This window comes from Paenibacillus cisolokensis, from assembly GCF_018403665.1.
Lineage (GTDB): Bacteria > Bacillota > Bacilli > Paenibacillales > Paenibacillaceae > Paenibacillus_AH > Paenibacillus_AH cisolokensis.
Window position 1 is genome coordinate 1 of sequence record NZ_BOVJ01000124.1, and the last position, 23,963, is coordinate 23,963.

General features: G+C 57.6%; 17 protein-coding genes and 6 pseudogenes. All 23 read left to right on the plus strand.

Annotated elements, in window-relative coordinates:
* Positions 1 to 11: 11 nt before the first annotated feature.
* Positions 12 to 613 (plus strand): annotated as a pseudogene (locus PACILC2_RS16915) (polysaccharide deacetylase family protein); the annotation flags it as partial.
* An 88-nt stretch (positions 614 to 701) separates the two neighbouring features.
* Positions 702 to 1,967 carry a M16 family metallopeptidase gene (locus PACILC2_RS16920; protein WP_062492609.1) on the plus strand — a complete coding sequence of 422 codons (1,266 nt, stop codon included), beginning with the start codon at positions 702 to 704 and terminating at the stop codon, positions 1,965 to 1,967.
* A complete protein-coding gene (dut, locus tag PACILC2_RS16925) occupies positions 1,948 to 2,391 on the plus strand; it encodes a dUTP diphosphatase (RefSeq protein ID WP_213529695.1) in 444 nt (147 codons plus the stop codon). Before PACILC2_RS16920 ends, dut begins: the two co-directional genes overlap by 20 nt.
* Positions 2,392 to 2,578: 187 nt before the next feature.
* The gene (gene dpsA, locus PACILC2_RS16930) at positions 2,579 to 3,478 is read left to right on the plus strand and encodes a dipicolinate synthase subunit DpsA (RefSeq protein WP_062492611.1); all 900 of its coding nucleotides are present in this window, start codon (positions 2,579 to 2,581) and stop codon (positions 3,476 to 3,478) included.
* A pseudogene (locus tag PACILC2_RS16935) lies at positions 3,475 to 4,067 on the plus strand (dipicolinate synthase subunit B). The gene dpsA and the pseudogene PACILC2_RS16935 overlap by 4 nt, the downstream one beginning before the upstream one ends.
* Before the next feature lie 136 nt (positions 4,068 to 4,203).
* Positions 4,204 to 5,243 (plus strand): annotated as a pseudogene (locus PACILC2_RS16940) (aspartate-semialdehyde dehydrogenase).
* 81 nt (positions 5,244 to 5,324) lie between these two features.
* The gene (gene dapG / locus PACILC2_RS16945; protein WP_213529697.1) at positions 5,325 to 6,560 is read left to right on the plus strand and encodes an aspartate kinase; all 1,236 of its coding nucleotides are present in this window, start codon (positions 5,325 to 5,327) and stop codon (positions 6,558 to 6,560) included.
* Between the two features lie 79 nt (positions 6,561 to 6,639).
* Complete coding sequence (gene dapA / locus PACILC2_RS16950; RefSeq protein ID WP_062492615.1) at positions 6,640 to 7,518, plus strand: 4-hydroxy-tetrahydrodipicolinate synthase; 879 nt, start codon at positions 6,640 to 6,642, stop codon at positions 7,516 to 7,518.
* Positions 7,519 to 7,763: 245 nt separating this feature from the next.
* A pseudogene (locus PACILC2_RS16955) lies at positions 7,764 to 9,440 on the plus strand (ribonuclease J).
* Between the two features lie 145 nt (positions 9,441 to 9,585).
* The gene (locus tag PACILC2_RS16960; RefSeq protein ID WP_372447156.1) at positions 9,586 to 10,344 is read left to right on the plus strand and encodes a ClpP family protease; all 759 of its coding nucleotides are present in this window, start codon (positions 9,586 to 9,588) and stop codon (positions 10,342 to 10,344) included.
* Positions 10,341 to 10,571: a YlzJ-like family protein gene (locus tag PACILC2_RS16965; RefSeq protein ID WP_062492618.1), complete on the plus strand. Its 231-nt coding sequence runs from the start codon at positions 10,341 to 10,343 to the stop codon at positions 10,569 to 10,571. Before PACILC2_RS16960 ends, PACILC2_RS16965 begins: the two co-directional genes overlap by 4 nt.
* Positions 10,572 to 10,632: 61 nt before the next feature.
* Positions 10,633 to 13,273: pseudogene (locus tag PACILC2_RS16970) on the plus strand (DNA translocase FtsK).
* A gap of 125 nt (positions 13,274 to 13,398) precedes the next feature.
* Positions 13,399 to 14,169, plus strand: a complete 771-nt coding sequence (gene sleB / locus PACILC2_RS16975; protein WP_062492620.1) for a spore cortex-lytic enzyme — start codon at positions 13,399 to 13,401, stop codon at positions 14,167 to 14,169.
* A 151-nt stretch (positions 14,170 to 14,320) separates the two neighbouring features.
* On the plus strand, positions 14,321 to 15,601 hold the full coding sequence (yfmF, locus tag PACILC2_RS16980; protein WP_062492621.1) for an EF-P 5-aminopentanol modification-associated protein YfmF: 1,281 nt from the start codon (positions 14,321 to 14,323) through the stop codon (positions 15,599 to 15,601).
* 3 nt (positions 15,602 to 15,604) lie between these two features.
* Positions 15,605 to 16,884 (plus strand): annotated as a pseudogene (gene yfmH, locus PACILC2_RS16985) (EF-P 5-aminopentanol modification-associated protein YfmH).
* A gap of 2 nt (positions 16,885 to 16,886) precedes the next feature.
* The gene (gene ymfI, locus PACILC2_RS16990) at positions 16,887 to 17,633 is read left to right on the plus strand and encodes an elongation factor P 5-aminopentanone reductase (RefSeq protein ID WP_062492623.1); all 747 of its coding nucleotides are present in this window, start codon (positions 16,887 to 16,889) and stop codon (positions 17,631 to 17,633) included.
* A gap of 117 nt (positions 17,634 to 17,750) precedes the next feature.
* Positions 17,751 to 18,002: a DUF3243 domain-containing protein gene (locus PACILC2_RS16995; protein WP_062492624.1), complete on the plus strand. Its 252-nt coding sequence runs from the start codon at positions 17,751 to 17,753 to the stop codon at positions 18,000 to 18,002.
* A 193-nt stretch (positions 18,003 to 18,195) separates the two neighbouring features.
* Complete coding sequence (locus PACILC2_RS17000; protein WP_062492625.1) at positions 18,196 to 18,960, plus strand: DUF3388 domain-containing protein; 765 nt, start codon at positions 18,196 to 18,198, stop codon at positions 18,958 to 18,960.
* 45 nt (positions 18,961 to 19,005) lie between these two features.
* Positions 19,006 to 19,866: a helix-turn-helix domain-containing protein gene (locus tag PACILC2_RS17005; protein WP_213529699.1), complete on the plus strand. Its 861-nt coding sequence runs from the start codon at positions 19,006 to 19,008 to the stop codon at positions 19,864 to 19,866.
* A gap of 129 nt (positions 19,867 to 19,995) precedes the next feature.
* Positions 19,996 to 20,487 carry a YajQ family cyclic di-GMP-binding protein gene (locus tag PACILC2_RS17010; protein WP_213529701.1) on the plus strand — a complete coding sequence of 164 codons (492 nt, stop codon included), beginning with the start codon at positions 19,996 to 19,998 and terminating at the stop codon, positions 20,485 to 20,487.
* A gap of 128 nt (positions 20,488 to 20,615) precedes the next feature.
* Positions 20,616 to 21,944 (plus strand): 30S ribosomal protein S12 methylthiotransferase RimO, encoded by a 1,329-nt coding sequence (gene rimO / locus PACILC2_RS17015; RefSeq protein WP_062492628.1) that lies wholly within the window; start codon positions 20,616 to 20,618, stop codon positions 21,942 to 21,944.
* Positions 21,941 to 22,519 carry a CDP-diacylglycerol--glycerol-3-phosphate 3-phosphatidyltransferase gene (pgsA, locus tag PACILC2_RS17020; protein ID WP_213529703.1) on the plus strand — a complete coding sequence of 193 codons (579 nt, stop codon included), beginning with the start codon at positions 21,941 to 21,943 and terminating at the stop codon, positions 22,517 to 22,519. Before rimO ends, pgsA begins: the two co-directional genes overlap by 4 nt.
* Before the next feature lie 43 nt (positions 22,520 to 22,562).
* Positions 22,563 to 23,822 (plus strand): competence/damage-inducible protein A, encoded by a 1,260-nt coding sequence (locus PACILC2_RS17025; protein WP_213529705.1) that lies wholly within the window; start codon positions 22,563 to 22,565, stop codon positions 23,820 to 23,822.
* Positions 23,823 to 23,963: the final 141 nt, after the last annotated feature.

Here is a 23,963-nt window from a genome sequence, read left to right on the forward strand (position 1 = left end):
CGATATGACCGGGCAATCCGCGCAAGGCGATGGTGTCGCTCATGATCAACGTGGCCTGGGGCAACGAATATTTGGAGCCGATGCTTGACACTCTGGACCGGGAAGCGGTCAGGCGACTTTTTTTTTGGACGGCAGCTGGCTCTCCAAATACCCCGACTACGCGAAGGCGATCCAGAAACGAGGGCATGAAATTTCCAATCACGCCTATTCCCATCCCGATATGAGCAAGCTGAGCCGGTCCGCCGCCTACCAGCAGATCGACAAGACGGAGAAGCTGCTGCGGTCGGTGCTCGGCGTAACGGATAACCGCTGGTTCGCTCCGCCTTCGGGCGACTACAACCAGACGACGGTCGAAATTGCCGCCGAGCTCGGCCTGAAGACCGTATTGTGGACGATCGATACGGTCGACTGGAAGAAACCGCCGGCCGATGCGGTCGTCGCCAAAATTTCCGCGAAGCTGGAGCCGGGATCGCTCATTCTGATGCATCCGACGTCCACGTCGAGGGATGCGCTGGCCGGCATCATTGCCGCCGCCAAAAAGAAAGGCTACGCCCTGGGGACCGTTAGCGAAACGCTGTCTTCCAGACGGGCGCCGGTTGAGGGCCGGCATTAATTTTGCTATAGTGGTATTCATGCGAGACGAACAAGACGATTTGTCCGCTGTTTTCCGCAGCGGAAAACACGGATAAGGAGGAAACCGGGTGAACAAATATACGCTAAGCAACGGCTTGCGCGTCGTAGTAGAAAATATCCCCACTTGCCGATCGGTTTCTTTCGGTATCTGGGTCAGAACGGGTTCCCGCGACGAAACCGCGGAGAACAACGGCATCTCCCATTTTATCGAACATATGTTGTTCAAGGGCACGAAACGGCGTTCGGCCAAAGATATCGCCGATTTGTTCGACGGTATCGGGGGGAACGTCAACGCGTTTACGGCTAAAGAATACACCTGCTATTTCGCCAAGGTGCTGGATGAGCATTTGCCGCTCGCTGTGGACGCATTGTCCGACATGTTCTTCGAATCGCAGTTCGACGAAGAGGAATTGGCCAAGGAGAAAAACGTCATTTTCGAGGAAATCGCCATGTATGAGGATACGCCGGACGACAAGGTTCACGACGAAGCTTCCCGCGCGTCGTTCGGAGACCATCCGCTGGCCTATTCGATCCTCGGTCTGGAGGAACGGCTTTCCGCCATGAATCCCGACTCGCTGCGCGATTATATGAACGAGCATTACCGGATCGACAATACGGTCATCAGCGTTGCCGGCAACGTGCAGGACGAGCCGCTATTGGAACTGCTCGAGCGCCATTTCGGACGGTTCGCGGTCCGGGGAGGCGGAGGGCAGGTGGAGCCGGCCGAATTTGCAGGGCGCCTTCTATTTCATAAGAAGAAAACCGAGCAGAACCATCTGTGCCTGTCGTTCCCGGGCCGTTCGATATCCGATCCGCAGCTGTATGCGATCATTTTGCTGAACAATGCGCTGGGCGGCGGCATGAGCTCCCGGCTGTTCCAGGAAATCCGCGAGAAGCGGGGACTGGCCTATTCCGTCTATTCTTACCATACGTCATATGCCGATACGGGGCTGTTTACGATTTACGCGGGCACGGCGCCGAAACAGACGAAGGAGGTGCTCGATCTGATCATCGAACAGATCGGGGAACTGGCGGCCAAAGGCTTGTCCGAAGCCGAACTGCACCGCGGCAAGGAACAGCTGAAGGGCAGTCTCATTCTCAGCCTGGAAAGTACGGGCAGCCGAATGAACCGTCTCGGGAAAAACGAATTGATGCTCGGCCGGCATTATACTTTGGATGAGATGCTCGAAAGAATCGATGCGGTGACGATGAACGATATTCGCGAAGTGACGGAAAGCATGCTGGCCGTTCCGTTCGCGGTGGCGATGGTCGGAACGAACGACAAGGCCGTCGCTTCGGTAAGGAGGGACATCTTTGTATCCAGTCAAGTTTAAACGGTTGTCCGGGAATGAAGATATTCCGTTGCCCCGGCGCATGTCCGAATGGGCGGCCGGCTTCGATCTGCACGCCGCCGTCGAGCAGCCGCTCGTGCTTTCGCCCGGGGAGCGCGCGCTCATCCCGACCGGCTTCGCCATGGCGATGCCGCCGCAGCTCGAGGCGCAAATCCGCCCGCGCAGCGGCCTGGCCTACAAGCACGGCATTACGTGCCTCAATTCGCCCGGAACAATCGATGCCGATTACCGGGGCGAGGTGAAGGTGCTGCTCGTCAATCTCGGCAGCGAGCCGTTCACGATCGAGCGCGGGGAGCGGATCGCCCAGATGGTATTTCAGACCGTTCCGGCCGTGTCGATCGAGGAATGCGACGAGCTGCCGGACACGGAGCGCGGAACCGGCGGGTTCGGGCATACCGGAGTGTAACTCCGCCGGACCGCGGCTGAAGCCTCCGTCACCGCCGACAACCGGCGGCGACGGAGGCTTTTTTGTTCGGCTTCGGACGAGCCGCGCAAACCGGACGACAAATAAGGCCCGGACGGTTTCACCCCCTTTTAGGCGTACGCATATGATGGTGCATAACCGCGTGTAGCGCAGAAAGGAGTGGGACCGGATGCTGACGGGAGTTCATGTTCTGTTGATCGGCGGCGACGCCAGGCAGCTCGAAGTCATCCGCAAGTTGGCCGAGCTGGACGCGACCGTTACGGTCGTCGGTTTCGACGGCTTGCAGCAGCCGCCGGAAGGGGCGACGCCGGCGCAGCTCGGAGAGGAACTGTTCGACAATGCCGATGCCGTCATTCTCCCGGCGGTCGGAACCGAGGACGACGGAACGGTTACGGCGGTATTCACCGACCGCCAGCTGAAGCTGACCGGGGAGATGATCGGCCGGCTGCCGAAGCACAGCAAAGTATATACCGGCATGGCCAAGTCTTATTTGCGCCAATTGTGCGAAAATCACGGGATTGCCCTCGTAGAGCTGTTCGACAGGGACGACGTTGCCATTTATAATTCGATACCGACCGCGGAAGGCGCGATTATGATGGCGATTCAGCACACGGATATTACGCTTCACGGTTCGTCCTGCACCGTGCTCGGACTCGGAAGAACGGGTCTTACGCTGGCGCGGACGCTGCAAGGATTGGGGGCGAAAGTGAAAGCCGGCGTCCGTCGCCCCGAGCATTACGCCAGAGCCTGGGAAATGGGCTTTGAGCCTTTCTACGTCAAGCAATTGCAGCATCACGTCGGGAATATTGACTTGCTTTTTAATACAATTCCGACTATGATAGTCACAGCGCAAATTATTGCCCATATGCCTTCGCGCGCCGTTATTATCGACCTCGCTTCGAAGCCCGGCGGAACGGATTTCCGCTATGCCGAGAAGCGCGGAATGAAGGCGCTGCTGGCACCCGGACTTCCCGGAATCGTTGCACCCAAAACAGCAGGACGTATTATGGCGGAATGCCTAGGCCGGTTGATTTTGGAAGATCATTCGCAACGGGGGAATGGGCTATGAATTGGACGGGAAAAACGGTGGGCTACGCCTTGTCGGGTTCACATTGCACCTTTGAGGAAGTAATGCCGCAAATCCAGCGGTTCGTCGATGCCGGCGCGCGCGTCATTCCGATCGTGTCCCAGACGCTGATGACGACGGATACGAGATTCGGCACGTCCGCGCACTGGCAGCAGCAGCTGAAGGAAATTACGGGGGAAGAGATCGTTTCCACGATCGTGCAGGCGGAGCCGCTAGGTCCGTCCAAGCTGCTGGACGTGCTGCTCATTGCGCCGTGTACGGGCAATACGACGAGCAAACTCGCGAATGCGATGACGGACAGTGCGGTGCTGATGGCGGCGAAGGCGCAAATGCGCAATCAACGGCCAGTCGTTCTGGCCATATCGACGAATGACGGCCTTGGTCTCAATGCGGCCAACATCGCCAAGCTGCTCGTCGCCAAAATATTTACTTTGTGCCGTTCGGTCAAGACAACCCGGCGCAGAAGCCGAATTCGCTGGTGGCGCGCATGGATCTGGTGATGGAAGCGTGCGAAGCGGCGCTTGAAGGCAGACAACTGCAGCCGCTTTTGATCGAGCGTTTTCGCGATTAACGCGGCATGTGCCTTACCGGCGCTGTTCCGATAGAAAGATGATTCCGCCGTCCGATCTGTGGGCGGCCGTCCCGCATTCGGGAACCTTTTGCGTATGCCGGCGGAACATAACATGTGGAGAGGGGAGACGACATCGATGTCGAATCAAAAATTGTACAACGTAGCCGTAGTAGGGGCGACCGGAGCCGTAGGGGAGCAAATTATCAAACTTCTCGAAGAACGCGATTTCCCTATCAATCGGTTGAAGCTGTTATCTTCCGCCCGTTCCGCAGGCAAGACCGTCGTCTTCAAGGGTCGGGAAATTACGGTTGAAGAAGCAACGCCGGACAGCTTCGAAGGGATCGATATCGCCCTGTTCAGCGCCGGCGGCGACGTCAGCAAGGCGCTCGCGCCGCATGCCGTCGAGCGCGGCGCCATCTGCATCGACAATACGAACGCCTTCCGGATGGATACGGATACGCCGCTGGTCGTCCCGGAGGTCAACATCGAGAAGGCGAACGAGCACAAAGGCATTATCGCCAATCCGAACTGTTCCACCATCCAGATGGTTGCGGCGCTCAAGCCGCTGTACGACCGTTACGGCATTTCGCGCATCATCGTATCGACCTATCAGGCGGTGTCGGGTGCGGGCAGCCGGGCGATCGACGAGCTGCTGCGCCAGACGCGCGACGTCCTGGACGGCAAGGAGGCGAAACCGGAAATTTTGCCGGTCGGCTCGCTGCCGGTCAAGCATCAGATCGCCTTCAACGCGATCCCGCAGATCGACAAATTCCAGGATAACGGCTATACGCTGGAAGAGATGAAGATGGTCCGCGAGACCAAAAAATTATGGGCGACGATTCGATCGAAGTAACGGCCACCTGCGTCCGGATTCCGGTTGTAAAAGGCCATTCCGAATCGGTTTATGTCGAACTGAAAAGCGACTTCGAGCTGGAAGACGTCCGGAAGCTGTTGGCGGAAGCGCCCGGCGTTACGCTTGTCGACGATACCGCTGCGCAGCGCTATCCGCTGGCGACGGAAGCGGCGGACAAACCGGACGTATTCGTCGGCCGCCTGCGCCGCGACCTCGGCAACGAGCGCGCGCTGAACATGTGGATCGTATCCGATAATCTGCTGAAAGGCGCGGCCTGGAACGCCGTACAGATCGCCGAATATTTCGCAGCCAAACAAGTATAACAAGCTCCGTCACCATTCGCCGTTCCTCATCCGCGGACACGATTGTCGGACAGACAACTTGTCACAGAGGAGAGAGCCGATTTGCGCATCCTGGTACAAAAATTCGGCGGGACGTCGCTGTCGACCAAGCAGGCGCGGGAACGCGTAATCGCCCACATCGTGCGGGAACGGAATGCGGGGTACGGCCTGACGGTCGTCGTCTCCGCCATGGGCCGCAGCGGCGATCCGTACGCGACGGATACGCTGCTCGGACTGATCCGCGAGAACGGGGACAGTCTCCCGCCGCGAGAGAAAGATATGCTGCTCGCTTGCGGCGAAACGATCGCCGCGGCAACCTTGTGCAGCCTGCTGAATGCGAGAGGCGTTCCCGCCGTCGTGCTGACCGGAGGACAGGCCGGAATGATGACCGATTCCCGATTCGGCGATGCGCGCATAATGGAAGTGCGGCCGGAAGCGATGCTGAACCATATGCGCGGCGGCAAGGTCGTCATCGTCACGGGATTCCAGGGACAGAACAAGGATGGCGATGTCACGACGCTCGGCCGCGGCGGCAGCGATACGTCCGCTACGGCGATCGGCGCCGCATTGCGATCGGAATATGTCGATATTTATACCGATGTGAACGGGATATTGACGGCCGACCCGCGCTTTGTCGAAGATGCGCGTCTTTTGCCGGTTGCCGGCTATGCCGAAATTTGCAATATGGCGAGGCAAGGGGCGAAGGTGATTCATCCGCGTGCGATCGAAATCGCTCAGCAGGCCGGCATTCCGCTGCGCGTCCGTTCGACTTTTTCCGACGATGAGGGGACGCTGGTAACGGACGAACGGCGGGCCGCCGCGCTGGCCATCAAAGACCGGCATGTGACGGGCATCGCCCATGTGCAGGGCGTGACCCAAATTTCCGTCTTTGCCCCGGAAGGGCGGAACGACGTGCAGCTGCAGGTGTTTCAGGCCATGGCCAAAAACGGAATCAGCGTCGATTTTATCAATGTTACGCCCGGCGGAGCCGTTTATACCGTGTTTGACAGCGACGCTCCGCTGGCGCTGCGGGTGCTGGAGGAGATCGGTTACAAGCCGAAGGCGCTCAGCGGCTGCACGAAAGTGTCGGTCATCGGCGGCGGGATGAACGGCGTTCCGGGGATAATGGCCCGGATTGTGGCGGCGTTGACCGAACGGAATATCCCGATTTTGCAGTCGGCGGATTCCAATTCGACCATCTGGGTGCTCGTCCGGGAGGAAAATACGGCGGAAGCGCTGCGTGCGCTTCATGCGAAGTTCGAGCTCCATTTGGGCCTTGAAGCCGCTGGCGGATATTGATTTGGAATAAAACGGTGCAATTTCATTTTTGACGAATGGTCCGATCGCTCGGGCTATGGAACGACTAGGAGGAGTCGGCATGGATTTTGGCAGATTGATCACCGCAATGGTGACGCCGTTCGACCGTAACGGCGAAATCGATTGGGAGACGACGGAACGACTGATTCAATATTTGATCGACGAGCAGAAGAGCGACGCGCTGGTTGTGTCCGGCACGACGGGGGAATCCCCGACGCTGACCGACGAAGAGAAGATCGAGCTGTTCCGCTTTGCGGTGGAAAAAGCTGCCGGCCGGTGCAAAATTATCGCCGGCACGGGAAGCAACAATACGAAGCATTCCATCCATTTGACCCAAGCAGCGGAGCGCTGCGGCGTCGACGGCATTCTGCTTGTCGTTCCCTATTACAACAAGCCGAGTCAGGAAGGCATGTATCAGCATTTCAAGTCGATCGCCGATTCGACCAGACTGCCGATCATGCTGTACAACGTTCCAGGCCGTACCGGCGCATCGCTGACCGCCGAGACGACGCTTCGTCTGGCGCAGCTGCCGAATGTGACGTCTGTCAAGGAATGCGCTTCGCTCGACCAGATGACGCAAATTATCGCGGGCGCTCCGGAAGGCTTCCGCCTGTACAGCGGCGACGACAGCGTGACGCTGCCGGCGCTCAGCATCGGCGCACACGGCATTGTCAGCGTGGCCAGTCATATTGTCGGCTCGGAAATGAAAACGATGATTGAAGCCTATTTGAAAGGCGAGGTTGCGGAGGCGGCGCGTCTTCATCGGCAGCTGCACCCGATTTTCAAAGGTTTGTTCGAATGTCCGCACCCGGTTCCGAATCCGGTTCCGGTCAAGTATGCGCTTAGCTTGCGGGGCATGCCCGTCGGCGGCGTCCGTCTGCCGCTCACGCAAGCGAGCGAGGCGGAGGAAGCGTTTATCCGCCGGCTTGTATCAAGATGATATCGGGCATTCATTCCTATCTCGACCGGTGCCATCGGCATCGGCTTTTTGTTTTTCGGAGACACTGGTTTCACGGCTGAAATCGCGACGACTTGTGTTCGGTTAAATCGATCATGTATAATGGGGTCAAGTGACTGGTGCGGCAATTATTTGAAAATCGAATAAGTTGGAGCGGCGGCCAACGGACCATGGCACATTCGCGAAGTCATAGCGGCTTCGAAAATTTGTAGGAGGTATAGATACACTTGTCAAAGAAGAACAACCAGGATAAGCTGCTTATTTTGCGCTGGGTGGCGTTGGCGAAATCGGAAAAAATATGTACGTCGTACAATATGGAAACGATATCGTCGTCGTCGATGCCGGCCTGAAATTCCCGGAGGAGGATATGCTTGGCATCGATATCGTCATTCCGGACATTACGTACTTGACCGACAATCGAGACAAAGTACGGGGAATTTTGCTTACGCACGGACATGAGGATCATATCGGCGGACTGCCGTACGTGCTGAAACATTTGAACGTTCCGGTATACGGTACGAAATTGACGCTCGGACTTGTAGAAGGAAAGCTGAAGGAAGCCGGTCTTCTCGGCGAAACGAAGCGCATTCTGATCAACGCCGACTCGGAAGTGCAGCTCGGCTCGATTCGCGCGTCGTTTTCAAAACGAATCACAGCATTCCGGATTCTGTCGGGGTTTGCCTCGATACGCCGGAAGGAATTGTCGTTCATACGGGTGACTTCAAGTTCGACCATACGCCCGTCAACGATCAATTCGCCGACCTTCAGCGTATCGCGGAAATCGGCAAGCGCGGCGTTCTCGCGCTGCTGTCGGACAGCACGAATGCGGAACGCCCGGGCTTTACGCCGTCGGAAAGCAATATCGGAAACGAATTGGAAGCGATATTCCGCAAAGCGACGCAGCGCATCGTCATCGCGACATTCGCTTCGAACGTGCACCGCATTCAACAAGTCTTCAATGCCGCGATGGCGACCCGCCGCAAAATCGCCGTCGTCGGCCGAAGCATGGTCAATGTCGTCACTATCGCTTCCGAGCTCGGCTATTTGAACATTCCGGAAGGCATGCTGATCGAGCCCGAAGAAGTGAACAAGATGGCGGCGGACCGCGTCGTCGTGCTTTGCACGGGCAGTCAGGGCGAGCCGATGTCGGCGCTCACCCGCATGGCCCGCTCGACGCACCGCAAGGTGGATATTTTGCCCGGGGATACGGTCATTATTGCCGCAACGCCGATTCCCGGCAACGAACGTTACGTCGGCAGAACGGTCGACGAATTGTTCCGGCTTGGCGCAAACGTGATTTACGGACCCGGTTCCGTATCGCGTGTACACGTTTCCGGTCACGGCAGCCAAGAGGAACTGAAGCTTATGCTGAACCTGATTCGTCCGAAATATTTCATCCCGATTCACGGGGAATACCGGATGCTGCATCATCACGCCAAGCTGGGCGAATCGATCGGCATCGAGAAAGACAACATTTTCATTATCGACAACGGCGACACGGTTGAATTCCAGGGAGGCGTTGCGCGCAAAAGCGGCAAAGTGCCTGCCGGCAACGTGCTGATCGACGGACTTGGCGTCGGCGACGTCGGCAACATCGTGCTTCGGGACCGCAAGCTGCTGTCCCAGGACGGCATTCTCGTCGTCGTCGTCACGCTCAGCAAGCAGGACGGCAAAATTTGTCCGGTCCGGACATTATTTCCCGCGGCTTCGTCTATGTAAGGGAGTCGGAAGGACTGCTTGACGAAGCGAATCGCATCGTCACGTCGACGCTGAACAAGTTGATGAACGACAATGTCAACGAATGGGCTTCGCTCAAGACGAACGTCAAGGAGGCGCTCGGACGTTTTCTGTACGAGCAGACGCGGCGCCGCCCGATGATTTTGCCCATTATTATGGAAGTGTAACCGCAGTCAGGAAGCGGTCCTTCCGCCAGCCGGCATTCGGCCGGGGCGGAAGGACCGTTTCCGCTTGTACGGGACTAAAACCCGGTCCTCCTTACCATACTAGGACGAGCAGTCCATACTCACTTTCAACGGCAGGAGGATGAACATGAGCAGGAACGAATACGGGACGACGCTGCAATCGGAACAACAGCCGGCGGCCGATCCGGGAGGCAAAGGCAATCCGGTGGTCGACACGATCCAGCAGCTCGGGCAGACGATGACGCCGGCGCAGCCGGAAACGAATATTTATTGCATGACGATTATCGGTCAGGTGGAAGGGCATCTCGTACTCCCGCCCCAAAACAAGACGACCAAATACGAGCATCTCATTCCGCAGCTTGTGGCGGCGGAGCAAAACCCGAAAATCGAAGGCATTCTGATCGTGCTCAACACCGTAGGCGGGGACGTGGAAGCCGGGCTGGCCATTGCCGAAATGATTTCGTCACTGTCCAAGCCGACGGTAACGCTCGTGCTCGGCGGCGGGCATTCCATCGGGGTGCCGATTGCGGTGGCGGGCAACTATTCGCTCATTGCGGAGACGGCGACGATGACGATCCATCCGATCCGTCTGAACGGTCTTATTATCGGCGTGCCCCAAACGTTCGAATATTTGGATAAAATGCAGGAGCGCGTCGTCCGTTTCGTGACGGCCCATTCCCGCATCACCGAACAAAAGTTCAAGGAATTGATGTTCAAGACCGGCGAACTGACAAGAGACATCGGGACGACGGTGATCGGAGCCGATGCGGTTGAAATCGGGCTGATCGACGCCGTCGGCGGCGTAGGCGACGCCTTGAAGGAGCTGAACCGGCGGATCGAGGAACGGCGGGCCGCAAGCGCGCCCGCGGGAGGGATCGTGTCATGACGCTGCATACGACGATGCCGCTCGAGCTCGTGCTCGACGGAGTGAACGGACCCGGCCGGCCTACTATGCAAGTGAAGGCGGGAAGCCTGCTGCTCGAAGTGGAGCCGGTGGCGCCCGGCGTGGGACGAATTGTGCGGCTGCTCGACTGCGAGCTGAGCGACTATTTGAAGCCGGAGCTGTCGCCCGGGTCGATAATCGCTTACGGCAGCGCCCCGGACGCCAAATAAGCGAACATCATAGGAACATTGTTCCTCATGTGGTATAATGGTGTACCAGAGGTGAGTAACGTTGGCTAAACGTAGACGAAAGCGTTCGTCGCTGGGCACCAGTCTCAAATACGAAGTGTACGGCATTTTGCTCATCACGATTTCCGTCATCGCGCTGTCGGGCGAAGCGACAGTCGGCCGCTCGCTATCCAAGCTGTTCGGTCTCGTGTTGGGCAAATTTTATTTTGTATTGGCGCTTGTAGGCATTTACATCGGATTGGCGGTAATGGTCAAGCGGCGCTGGCCGACAGGCTGGTCGCAACGGAAATCGGGGCTTGTCCTGCTCGTGCTCGCTCTGACGCTGTTCAGCTCCATCGCCGAAATCGATGCCAAGCTGGCGGGGGCCGAGGGAGTCACCTGGACGACCATCCTGAATCAACTCGGAGACGATATCCGCGGGGCGCTTTTGTCCGGGGCCGGCAATCCCGACGAGCCGATGATGCAAAAGGCGATCAGCGGCGGGTATGTAGGTGCGATCCAATATTCGATCCTGTTCGGATTGTTCGGATATTTCGGCGCCAAATTCGTCATGATCGTCATGTTTGCGATTTCCGTCATGCTCATTACGGGACGCTCCTACGTGGAGATGGCGAAGCTCGGGAAAGAGAAGCTGCAGCGGCTCTATACGCTGCTCAGGGCCAAATACGCCGCGAGCCGGAAAACGCGGCGTCCGGTTGCGCCGGCGGCCGTCAACGTAAAGGCGGCGTCTCCGGTACATACGGTCCATTCCCTGCCGGACGATGAGGAAGACGACGAAGAGAACGAAGGGGAAGACGAACAATACGCGCCGGAAGCCGAGGTCCGGCGCCCGAAGAAAAGAGCGATGTTTTCCAATGGTTCCTGAATGATGGCGGCAAAGAACGGAACCGTTCGGGCGATGAAGAGGAGCCGGCGGAAAGCGGAACGGAAGAGCATCCGCTATATTCCGATGCCGGCGGGCGATCTGCCTGGATGAAGGAAGAGGAGCGGGAGAACGCGCTTCACGCCGACGAACATGACCGGGACGACGAGGATGAGGAACCGCCGTGGGACGAAGAGGACGAGAAAGGGCGGCCGACAACCGCTCCCGATTGGGAACGGGAATGGCCGCCGGTCGAGTCCGCGACCGAGTCGGCCGAACGGTTCGCCGATATGCCGGAAGGCGCGGGCAAGTCTCCCAGTCCGGCGGAATTGTCGGAGGCGCTCGTCGATGCGGACGGCGGGGGCGGGACGGAAGGGGCGCCCGCCGTACCGGTTCCGGCAAAACCGTATCGGCTGCCGCCGATATCGCTGCTGAACCGGCCGACCGGAAGCGGCAGAGGAAACGATGCGGCGGATACGGCCGAATCGCGGCGCAAGCTGGAAGCGACGCTTGAAAGCTTCGGCGTCCGCGCGAAGGTGCTCGATGTCGTGCGGGGACCCGCCGTCACCCGTTACGAGGTGCAGCCGGCGACCGGCGTCAAGGTGAGCCGGATCGTCGGATTGACCGACGACATCGCGCTTGCGCTGGCGGCGAAGGATATCCGGATGGAAGCGCCGATTCCGGGCAAATCCGCTATCGGCATCGAAGTGCCCAATACCGAAGTGTCCATCGTCACGATGCGCGAGGTAATGGAAATGCCGGCGTTTCTGAACGCGCCTTCCAGGCTGTCCATCGCGTTCGGCCGGGACATCTCCGGCCAGCCGATCGTCGGCAATCTGGCCAAGATGCCCCATCTGCTCGTGGCGGGGGCGACCGGCTCCGGCAAATCGGTATGCATCAACGGCATTATCGCGAGCATCCTGTACAAGGCGAAGCCCGACGAAGTCAAGTTTATGATGATCGATCCGAAGATGGTCGAGCTGAACGTCTACAACGGCATTCCGCATCTGCTCGCTCCGGTCGTGACCGATCCCCGGCGCGCCTCGCTCGCGCTGAAAAAATCGTCGTCGAAATGGAGAAGCGTTACGAATTGTTCTCCAAGTCGGGCACGCGCAACATCGAGGGCTACAATACGTTGATGGCCGACAATCCTGCCGCCGTGCTGCCCTATATCGTCGTCATCGTGGACGAGCTCGCCGATTTGATGATGGTCGCGGCCAATGACGTGGAAGATTCGATCTGCCGTCTGGCCCAAATGGCGCGCGCCGCCGGCATCCATCTCATCATCGCCACGCAGCGGCCGTCCGTCGATGTCATAACGGGCGTCATCAAGGCGAATATTCCGTCCCGCATCGCTTTCGGCGTATCGTCGCAAGTCGATTCGCGAACGATTCTCGATATGGCGGGAGCGGAAAAGCTGCTAGGCAGAGGAGACATGCTGTTCCTGCCGGTCGGCATGTCCAAACCGATTCGCGTCCAGGGCGCGTTCCTCTCCGACCAGGAGGTGGAGGCCATCGTTTCGTACGTGCGCTCGCAGGGCGAGGCCGAATATAACAACGATCTCGTTCCGGAAGCCGATGAAATCGCGGCCGATGAGGACGAGATGCTGGACGAGCTGTACGATCAGGCGGTCCAGATCGTGCTGGAAGCGAAGCAGGCTTCCGTCTCGCTGCTGCAGCGGCGGATGCGGATCGGCTATACGCGGGCGGCGCGGCTCATCGATCAGATGGAGGCGAAAGGAGTCGTCGGGCCGTACGAAGGAAGCAAGCCGCGCGACGTTCTCATTTCGTCCGAGCAATACCACGGACGCATCAGCTCCTGATCCCCGGAAAAGCCGGAGATTGCCGAATGCGGAAATGACGTGCATAGAAGGGAGCGCCCTTTCTCATACTAGGGACAGATTGCGCTACAGTCCAACAACTAGCTATGAGAAAGGCAGATCCCAACATGAGAATACGACTGATTGTAATAACGGCCGTCATCGTCGCGTTGTTGTTCGGCGCCTATAACGTTTATCAGAACGGTACGGGCAAAACGGCCGAGACGTTCAGCAACGCGATCGTCAAGTACGGTTCCACCGGCAAAGATGTGTACGAGCTGCAGGGACGGTTGAAATTTCTCGGATATTTTCACGGCAAGATCGACGGCATTTTCGGCTACGAGACGCTTAACTCGGTCAAATGGTTTCAATGGAAGTTCGGCATGAAGGCCGACGGCATCGTCGGGCCGAAGACGAAGCTGAAGCTGTGGGAGGCTACGAAGAATTGGCAGCCGACAGCGGAGGAGATGGGCGGGGGAGCCGCCCAGCCGTCAAGACCAAGCACCGGCAATACCGAAGTGGCCAAATCGAACAGGCTCGGCCTGTCGGAGAACGACATCAAGCTGATGGCCAACGCCGTATATGGGGAAGCGCGGGGAGAGCCTTATGAAGGCCAGGTGGCGGTAGCCGCCGTCATTCTGAACCGGCTCCGGTCGCCGAGCTTTCCGAATACGATCTCCGGCGTCATCTTCGAGCCCCGCGCCTTCACGGCCGTGGCCGACGGCCAAATCTGGCTGACGCCGAACGAGACGGCGAGAAAAGCGGTCATGGATGCGATCGGCGGTTGGGACCCGACGAACGGCTGCCTGTACTATTTCAATCCCGAAACGGCAACGTCGGCCTGGATCTGGACGCGTCCGCAGGTGAAGACAATCGGCAAGCATATATTCTGCATGTAATAAAACTTGACAGAAGCAGCCCTTGCATTCGGCGATGCGGGTTGCTTCTTCTGTTTCGGATCGGTTACAATGAAAAGGAATAATTGGTTATAGGCAGCGGTCTTTAGGAATATGATTGACTTTGTAGATCGCAACGGAAGGAGCTTGGGGCGTGACCGTGGACCGTTTTGAGAGAGGATCGATAGGCCGTTTGCGTCTTCATGTTATGCCGACCAAACGGTTTAAGACGTTCGCCATTTCGCTGTTCGCCGGAGTGCCTCTATCCGAATCGACTGTAACGGCGACAGCGTTGACTCCGTTCGTATTGCGCCGCGGCACCGCCTCCACGCCCGAAACGATCGCGTTCCGGGAGCGGCTGGACGACATGTACGGAGCCGGCTTCGGATTCGACGTATACAAAAGAGGCGATTCGCAAATCGTCCAGTTCCGGATGGACGTCATCAACGACCAGTTCGTATCGTCCGATCGTTCGCTGCTTGAAGCCGCGATGCGGTTGCTCGGGGAAGTGCTGACCGAACCGGCTCTGGAGGGCGGGGTTTTCCGCAGCAAATACGTGGAAGCCGAAAAAACGACGGTGCGCAAGCGGCTGGAAGCGATTGTGAACGATAAAATCCGCTATGCGGCCGAACGATGCATCGAGGTGATGTGCGCCGAAGAGCCGTATCGGCTTCATCCGCTCGGGCAGCTCGACGCGATCGGCGCCATCACGCCGGAATCGCTCTACGCTTCTTATCGCGACTGGCTCGAACGGGCGGCCTTCGACCTGTACGTCGTCGGGGACACGTCCATGGAGGAGGTCGCGCGGCTCGTGACCGAATCGTTCAAGCTTTCCGCCGGACAGCCGGCTTCCTACGAGCGTCCGGACGTCACCCGCGAGGCGGGAGAGGTCAAAGTTGTCATCGAGCGGATGGATGTCAGCCAGGGCAAGCTCAATATGGGGCTGCGCACCCGGATCGATTACGGGGACGACCGGTATCCCGCGCTGCTTATGTACAACGGCATATTGGGCGGATATCCGCATTCCAAGCTGTTTATGAATGTGCGGGAACGGGCGAGCCTCGCCTATTACGCGGCTTCCCGGCTTGACGGGCATAAAGGATTGATGACGATTCAATCGGGCATCGAGATCGGCAATTACGACAAGGCCGTTCAAATTATTAAAGAACAGCTGGACAGCATGCGGTCCGGCAAGCTGTCGGAGCTCGAGATGAGCCAGACGAAGGCGATGCTCGCCAACCATCTGCGCGAGCTGCAGGATTCCGCCTACGAGCAGATCGCCTACGACTTCAATGCGGTATTGTCCGGCAAGGAGCGTTCGCCGGACGAACTGCTCGGCCGGGTTCAGGCGGTTACGGAAGCGGATATCGTCAAAGTGGCGGAGCGCGTCATGCTCGACACGATCTATTTTTTGCGGGACGGCAAGGAGGAATAGCGTATGGAGCGGCTCGTATATTCCGACGTTCGCGAGACGTTGTACCGGGAAGTGCTGCCGAACGGACTGGAAGTCATTGTATTGCCTAAGGAAGGGTTCCGGAAAACGTACGCCACCTTCTCGACCCGCTACGGCTCCATCGACAACCGGTTTGCCGTCGGCGACCGGCCGCCGATCGAAGTGCCGGACGGCATTGCACACTTTCTCGAGCATAAAATGTTCGAGGAGCCGACCGGCGACATCTTCGCGACGTTCGCTTCGCAAGGCGCGTCGGCCAATGCGTTCACAAGCTTCGACCGGACGGTGTACTTGTTCTCCGCAACGGAGCAAATCGAGAAAAATCTCGTCACATTGCTCGATTTCGTGCAGCATCCGTATTTTACGGACGAGAATGTGGAGAAGGAAAAAGGCATTATCGAGCAGGAAATCAATATGTATCGCGACAACGCGGACTGGCGGGTCTATTTCGGTCTGATCGATGCGATGTACCACAACCACCCGATTCATATCGACATCGCGGGCACCGTCGAATCGATCCGGCAGATCGACAAGGCGACGCTGTACCGCTGCTATGAGACGTTTTACCATCCGGGCAACATGATGCTCTTTGTCGTGGGCGGCGTGGACGCAGAGCGCATCTTCGGGCTTGTGCGTGACAACCAGTCGCGAAAATCGTTTCCTCCGCAGGAGGAAATCCGCCGTTTCTTCGATGCGGAGCCGGAATCGGTCAAAAAGCCGAAGACGAAAGCCGTTCTTCCGGTTTCGCTGCCGAAATGCATGTTCGGCTTCAAGGAAAAGCGGACCGGCTTCACCGGACGCGAGCTGCAACGCAGGGAAGCCGCCACGAAGCTGATGCTCGAGTCGCTGATCGGCCCGAGTTCCCCGCTTTACCAAAGCTTGTACGACGACAATCTCATTTCCGATTCTTTCGGTCACGAATACAATTCCGCTCCGGATTACGCGTTCTCCGTCATAGGCGGAGATACGCCGGATCCCGACGCGCTGCTCGACCGATTCCGGGTGGCCGTCGACCGGGCGCTTGCCGACGGCTTGCAGAAAACTTCTTTCGAGCGGGCGAAACGGAAAAAATCGGCGGTTATTTGCGCATGCTGAATTCCCCCGAGGCGATCGCAGGCGAGTTTACGCGCTATCGCTTTCGCGACGGCGACCTGTTCGAGCAGCTTGCACTGTACGAGCGGACGACGCTGGAAGAAGCGAACGAACGGCTGCGCGAGCATTTCGACTGGAATCAGCTGGCCGTGTCCGTCGTCGCCAAGTCCTGACCATGAAAACGTTGAGCGAGATGACGGCGCTGATTACCGGGGGAAGCCGCGGGATCGGCGCTGCCATTGCGCAGCGCTTCGCCGCGGAAGGCGTGAACGTCGTCATCCATTATTTGCAGTCCCATGAGGCGGCCGCCGAGACCGCCCGCTTCTGCATGGAATCCGGGGTCAAGGTGCTCACCGCCGCGGCCGATGTGCGCTCGAAGGAGCAGTTGGCGCGCATGCGCGACAAGCTGGAGCAGCACGGGATGATGCCGGACATCGTCGTCAACAATGCCGGCATTGCCCATTACGGCTTGCTTTCCGATGTCGAGGAGAGCACCTGGGACGACGTAATGGCGGTTAACCTGAAAGGCATGTTTTTATGCACGCAGCTGTTCGTGCCGGCGATGATTCGCCAGCGTTTCGGCAGAATCATCAATATTTCGTCCGTCTGGGGCATGTCCGGCGCTTCGTGTGAAGTGCTGTATTCCACGGCGAAAGGTGGCGTTAACGCGTTCACCAAGGCGCTGGCCAAAGAGCTCGCCCCGTCGGGCGTCACCGTCAATGCGGTCGCTCCGGGGGCGGTGGACACGGCCATGCTCGACCATCTGAATCACGAGGAACGGGCGGCGCTCGAGCAGGAAATTCCGGCGGGACGGCTCGCCAGGCCGGACGAAATCGCTTCGCTGGTATACTTCCTCGCTTTGCCTGAATCCGGATATATTACCGGCCAAATTATTAGTCCGAACGGGGGCTGGATCACCTAGCGCCATTCGCGGCTGCAACAAATTGACTGGCCGATGCGTCGAATAATCTGTATGCGCCTCGCACAAAATACGACTGTTGACGATTTTGATCTTCAACAATCGAAGGAGGCGAAAGAAGTGTCAACAGTTCTTACCAATTTCGAAACATGGAAACATTTTTTGGCCGATCGTGTCGCGCAAGGGAAGCAAGCGGGGCTGTCCGAAGATACGATTTCCAATCTCGCGTTCGAAATCGGTTCGTTCCTCGATGAAAAAGTCGATCCCAAAAACGGCGAGGAACGTTTGCTGAAGGAGCTTTGGGATGCCGGCAACGATGAGGAACGCCGTACGCTTGCCCGTCTGATGGTGAAACTCGTTTCCAATTCGTAAGCCATACGAACCGGATTTTTTATCGGGCTTTATAAGTCATTCGAAACAAGGCAGCGAAAGCTCCCGAACAGGGGGCTTTTCTGCAATGACTTTTATAATAAAGAAGGATTTTGACGAATTTTGTTGAATTTTCATTATTGAAGTTGATGATTTCCGGCTGCCAAGCTCGATTTTACGCAACGGTGGTGTTCGCATGGAGTATAAACAATGGTACATGGAATACAAAATACATAAAAACCGTCCGGGATTGCTTGGGGACATCGCCTCGCTGCTCGGCATGCTCGAAGTGAATATTTTGACGATCAACGGCGTTGAGGACCGCACGCGCGGCATGCTGCTGCAAACCGACGACGAAATGAAAATCGAGCTGCTTGGCAAACTGCTGCAAAAAGTGGATAATATAACACTGAACAAATTGCGGCCTCCGACGCTGGTCGATCGGTTGGCCGTTCGTCACGGCCGATATATCGAGCGGGATTCGGATGACCGCAAGACGTTTCGCTTCACCCGGGACGAGCTTGGCCTGCTGGTCGATTTCTTGGGCGAGCTGTTCAAGCGTGACGGCCATCAGGTAATCGGTCTCAGGGGAATGCCGCGCGTCGGCAAGACCGAATCGATTATTGCCGGCAGCGTATGCTCCAACAAGCGATGGACGTTCGTTTCTTCCACCTTGTTGCGGCAAACGGTCCGCAGCCAGCTGTCGGGCGACGAAATGAACCCGAACAACATTTTTATTATTGACGGCATCGTCAGCACGATGCGTGCGAATGAGCGGCATTATGCGCTGCTTCAAGAAATAATGGCTATGCCCGCGACCAAAGTTATCGAACATCCGGATATTTTCGTCAAGGAATCGCATTATGATTACAGCCATTTTACAACGATTATCGAACTTCGCAATACGCCCGAAGAAGAGATCAGTTACGATTCGATCACTTCGGGATTGAACGATTTTTAACGGTATATCGCCATTCACGATGAATGACCGGAGGAGGTGCGCACCGTGTCCGAACTGGGAGCCGAATTGCGCCGAGCCCGTCTGGAACGCGGCTTGACGCTCGACGACGTGCAGGACAGCACAAAAATCAGAAAACGTTACCTGGAAGCGATCGAAGAAGGCAATTACAACGTCCTTCCCGGTAATTTCTATGTAAGAGCCTTCGTGAAAAATTATTGCGAGGCCGTCGGTTTGGACGCCGATCAAATTTTGTCCCAATACGGAAAGGAAATTCCTTCGGCATCGCTGGAGACGGAAACCGAGCCGTCGATCGCCGCAAGACCGCCGCGCCGTTCGCAGCCGTCGCAGCGTTCGGAACGTTTCGGCAAAGTCGGATTTTCCGTTCTGATGTGGTCCTTTCTTATTTTAATTTTAATTCTGGTATATGTGTTCGCAATTCGCAAAGACAGCCCGCCGCCGAAAACGGCGGACAACAATACGTCGATCACCGACGAGGTGAGGCCGCCGTCCGACAACGGTACGGACCAGACGGCCGGCGAAGGCCGGGGCACGGGAACGGACACGCAAGGAACCGGCGAAACGGCCGAACCGGAAACCGAACCGGAGAAGCCGGCGACCACGGTGACGTTCAGAGAGAAGGAAGGCAACATCGACCATTACGATGTCGCGCCGGCTGGCGACCACAAGCTGGAAATCGTGGTGACGAACGGCCAAAGCTGGATAGAAGTCCGGGAAGAGCGCAAAGGCGGAAAGGCGCGCATTTCGAAAACGGTTGACCCGGACAATACGCTCACCTACGATTTGGATAAGCCGCTGTACGTAAACGTGGGACGGGCCGACAATGTGGAAATCAAAATCGATGATATCGTCGTCGATGACGGCAACCGGCCGAATTCGAAAAAATAATATTCCATCCGATCGTCGAAGACGGCTCCGCTGCGAATGAGACCGGCCAATCCGGTACGGGCGGAGAGGGCCGATAAGCGGCGTTCGGCTGATCGTGACGGAGCGGTAAAGAGGAGAGGAAACCGATTCATGGCATCGGAAAATTCGTTCGACATTGTGTCCAAAGTGGATATGCAGGAATTGGAAAACGCGATTCGGCAGACGGAGCGTGAAATCGAGACGCGCTTCGACTTCAAGGGGAGCAAGAGCTCCATTACGATGGAAAAGGAAGAGCTGGTCGTCGTATCGGACGACGATTACAAGCTGCGGAGCGTACTCGATATATTGCTGTCCAAGATGGCCAAACGCGGCGTGCCGGTGAAAAATCTCGATTACGGCAAAATCGAGCCGGCGGCGGGCGGCACGGTCCGGCAGCGCATCAGGCTCCGTCAAGGAATCGAACAGGATGTCGCCAAGAAGATCAATACGCTCATTCGAGACTCGAAGCTGAAAGTGAAAAGCCAGATCCAGGGCGATCAGATTCGCGTTAGCGGCAAGAGCCGCGACGATCTGCAGGCCGTCATGCGGCTGCTTAAAGAGGCGGATCTGCCGCTGGAGCTGCAATTTACGAACTACCGTTAATTCGGAAAGCGTCCCGCCGTTCCGCTGCCGGAACGAATAGCGGGACTATTTGCGTTTTTGACACGCTTATAGGCATATATTATACTTGATCATACAGTTTTTCGGTTGAGATCTGGGGGATTGCGAAAGTGACGGAACGTGTAAAAATTGTAACGCTTGGATGCGAGAAAAATCTGGTGGATTCCGAGATTATGTCCGGTCTTATTCATGAGCGCGGCTATCGGCTCGTGGAGGAGGCGGAGGATGCCACAGTCATTATTGTCAATACATGCGGTTTCATCGACGCGGCCAAGGAAGAATCGGTCAACACCATTCTCGATCTGGCGGAACTGAAGGAAACGGCCAATTTGAAGGCGCTTATCGTATCCGGCTGCCTCACGCAACGGTACAAGGAGCAGCTGATGACGGAGATGCCGGAAATCGACGGCATCGTCGGCACCGGCGATTTTCATCATATTAATACTATTGTCGACGAAGCGCTGCGCGGCAAGAAGCCGGTGCGCGTCGGGCATCCGGCTTTCGATTACGACCGGAAGCTGCCCCGCAAGGTGACGACGCCCCGGTACACGGCATACGTCAAAATCGCCGAAGGCTGCGACAATGCTTGCACTTTCTGCAGCATTCCGCTCATGAGAGGCAAATTCCGCAGCCGGTCGATCGAGTCGATTGTCGAAGAAGTGCGGGGTCTGGCCGCCCAGGGCGTCAAGGAAGTCAGCCTGATCGCGCAGGATTCGACCAATTACGGAACCGACCTGTACAACCGGTTTATGCTGCCGGAGCTGCTGAACCGGGTGAGCGAGGTGGAAGGCATTGCCTGGATCAGGCTTCATTACGCCTACCCCGGATTTTTTACGGATGAGCTGATCGAAACGATCGCCTCGAACCCGAAGGTGTGCAATTATATCGATATGCCGCTTCAGCACAGCGAGGATCTTATATTGAAGCGGATGAGACGGCCCGGCCGGCAGCGCGACGTCCGCGAGCTGATCAGCAAAATCCGCGCCCGCATTCCCGACGTCGCCCTGCGTACGAGCATCATCGTCGGCTTCCCCGGCGAAACCGACGAGCAGTTCCAGCGGCTGTGCGATTTCGTGCGCGAAATCAAGTTCGACCGGCTGGGCGTCTTTACTTATTCCGCCGAAGAAGATACGCCCGCGGTACGACTGCCCGATCACGTGCCGGACGAAGTCAAACAATGGCGGGCCAACACCTTGATGGAGATCCAGCGCGAAGTGTCGCGCGAAAACAGCAGCAAATATATCGGAAAAACGATCGATGTGCTCGTGGAGCGCTATGACGGCAGAAGCGACGTCTATGTCGGCCGCTCTCCGTACGATGCGCCGGAAATCGACGGCGAAGTGTTCATCACGGGCTGTACGGCGGGCATCGGCGAAATTCAGAAAGTGCGCATTACCCACGCCTACGAGTTCGATTTGTCCGGGGAGGGAATCGCTTGAATCTGGCCAACAAGATTACGCTGGCGAGAATATTTCTGGTGCCGATTATTATGTTTTTCCTTCTCGTCAATCTGAATCTCGGCTCGTTGAAATTCGAGGATTATTCCATCACGGTCAATCAGATCGTAGCGGCGCTCATTTTTATTATCGCGGCAAGTACGGATGGGCTGGACGGATATATCGCCAGGAAGAACAAAATCATTACCAATCTCGGCAAGCTGCTCGATCCGCTTGCGGATAAGCTGCTCGTCGCGGCCGTACTCATTTCGCTCGTCGAGATGGACAAGCTGGACGCATGGATCGCGATCATCATTATAAGCCGCGAGTTCGCGGTAACGGGTCTGCGCCAAATCGCGCTGCTCGAAGGCACCGTTCTGGCTGCGAGCAAGTGGGGAAAGTGGAAGACGGGCGTGCAGATCACGATGATTATCGCGCTGCTGCTGAACAATTTCCCTTTTGCCTTCCTCGATTTTCGTTTTGATCTTATCGCCAGCTGGGCGGCGGCGCTTATTACCGTTTACTCCGGCTTCGACTATTTCGTAAAAAACAAAAACCTGATTTCCCTTTCCAAATGAACCGGTTGGACCGATGACAACGCCAAGGCAGAGGAGAGATGGAATGAAAGCCGAGATCATTGCTGTCGGCACGGAGCTGCTGCTCGGCCAGATCGTAAACACGAATGCGCAATATTTGTCCCGCGGGCTCGCGAACCTCGGCATCGACGTTTATTTTCAGACTGTAGTCGGCGATAATGCCGGACGGCTTCGCGAAGCGATCGTAAACGCCCGCAAGCGCGCCGATCTGGTGCTGATGACAGGCGGTCTGGGACCGACCCAGGACGATTTGACGAAGGATGTGCTGGCCGATTATTTGGGACGGCGCCTTGTGGTGCACGAACCTTCCATGGCCAAGATCGAAGCGTTGTTTGCGAGCCGGGGCGCCCATATGGTCGAGAGCAACCGCAGGCAGGCGCTGATGATCGAGGGCGCAGAGCCGCTCGGCAATGAAGCCGGTCTCGCGGTCGGCGTCGCGCTTGAGGCGGACGGGACGCGCTATATGCTGCTGCCGGGACCGCCGCGGGAGATGAAGCCGATGTTCGACGGACCGGGAACAGAATGGCTCCGTTCCCAAATGGGGGCGATAGCTCCGCTTCACTCCCGGGTACTGATGTTTGCGGGCATCGGCGAATCGAATCTGGAGGCGGCGCTGATCGACCTGATCGACGGGCAGACGGATCCGACCGTCGCCACCTATGCGAAGGAAGGCGAGGTGGCGGTCCGCATCTCGACGAAAGCGCAGACCGACGCGGAAGCGCTCGGCAAGCTCGACCGGATGACGGAAGCGATCAAGTCGCGCGTCGGGGACCATCTGTATGCGACGGAAGAACGGCCGCTGGAGGCGGCGGTCATCGAGCTGCTGCGCAGCTCGGGGCGGCGGGTCTCGTCGGCCGAAAGCTTGAGCGGCGGCCTGCTGGCCGAGCTGCTGACGAGCGTGCCGGGAAGCAGCGGCGCGTTCGCCGGCGGGGTCGTTTCTTATACGAACGCGACGAAGCACGCGCTGCTCGGCATTCCGCTGGCGCAGCTCGAAGGTCCCGGGGCGCCGGGCGCGATAAGCGAGTCGACAGCGGCCATGATGGCGGAACGGGTGCGGGAGCGGACGGACAGCGATTTCGGCATTTCGCTGACCGGCGTCGCCGGTCCGGAGGAAGCGGAAGGCAAGCCTGTCGGGCTCGTCTACTTCGCGATCGCCCGGCGCGGCGGCGAAACGGTCGTCCATACGGCACATATGAGCGGAAACCGCGACATGATCCGGCTGCGCGTCGTCAAGGCGGCGCTATACCGGCTATGGCAGGCGATCAAGGCGGACGCGGGCGATTAAACCCGAACGGCGTTGAAGATTGCCACATTTCCGTCACATCTGAGCCTTGTCTTTGCGGCATATTGCGTCTATAATTGTCCTTAGTTGACGGAAGAACCGTGGCAGATGTATCATTTGCTGCGGTTCTTTTTTGTCGTCCGC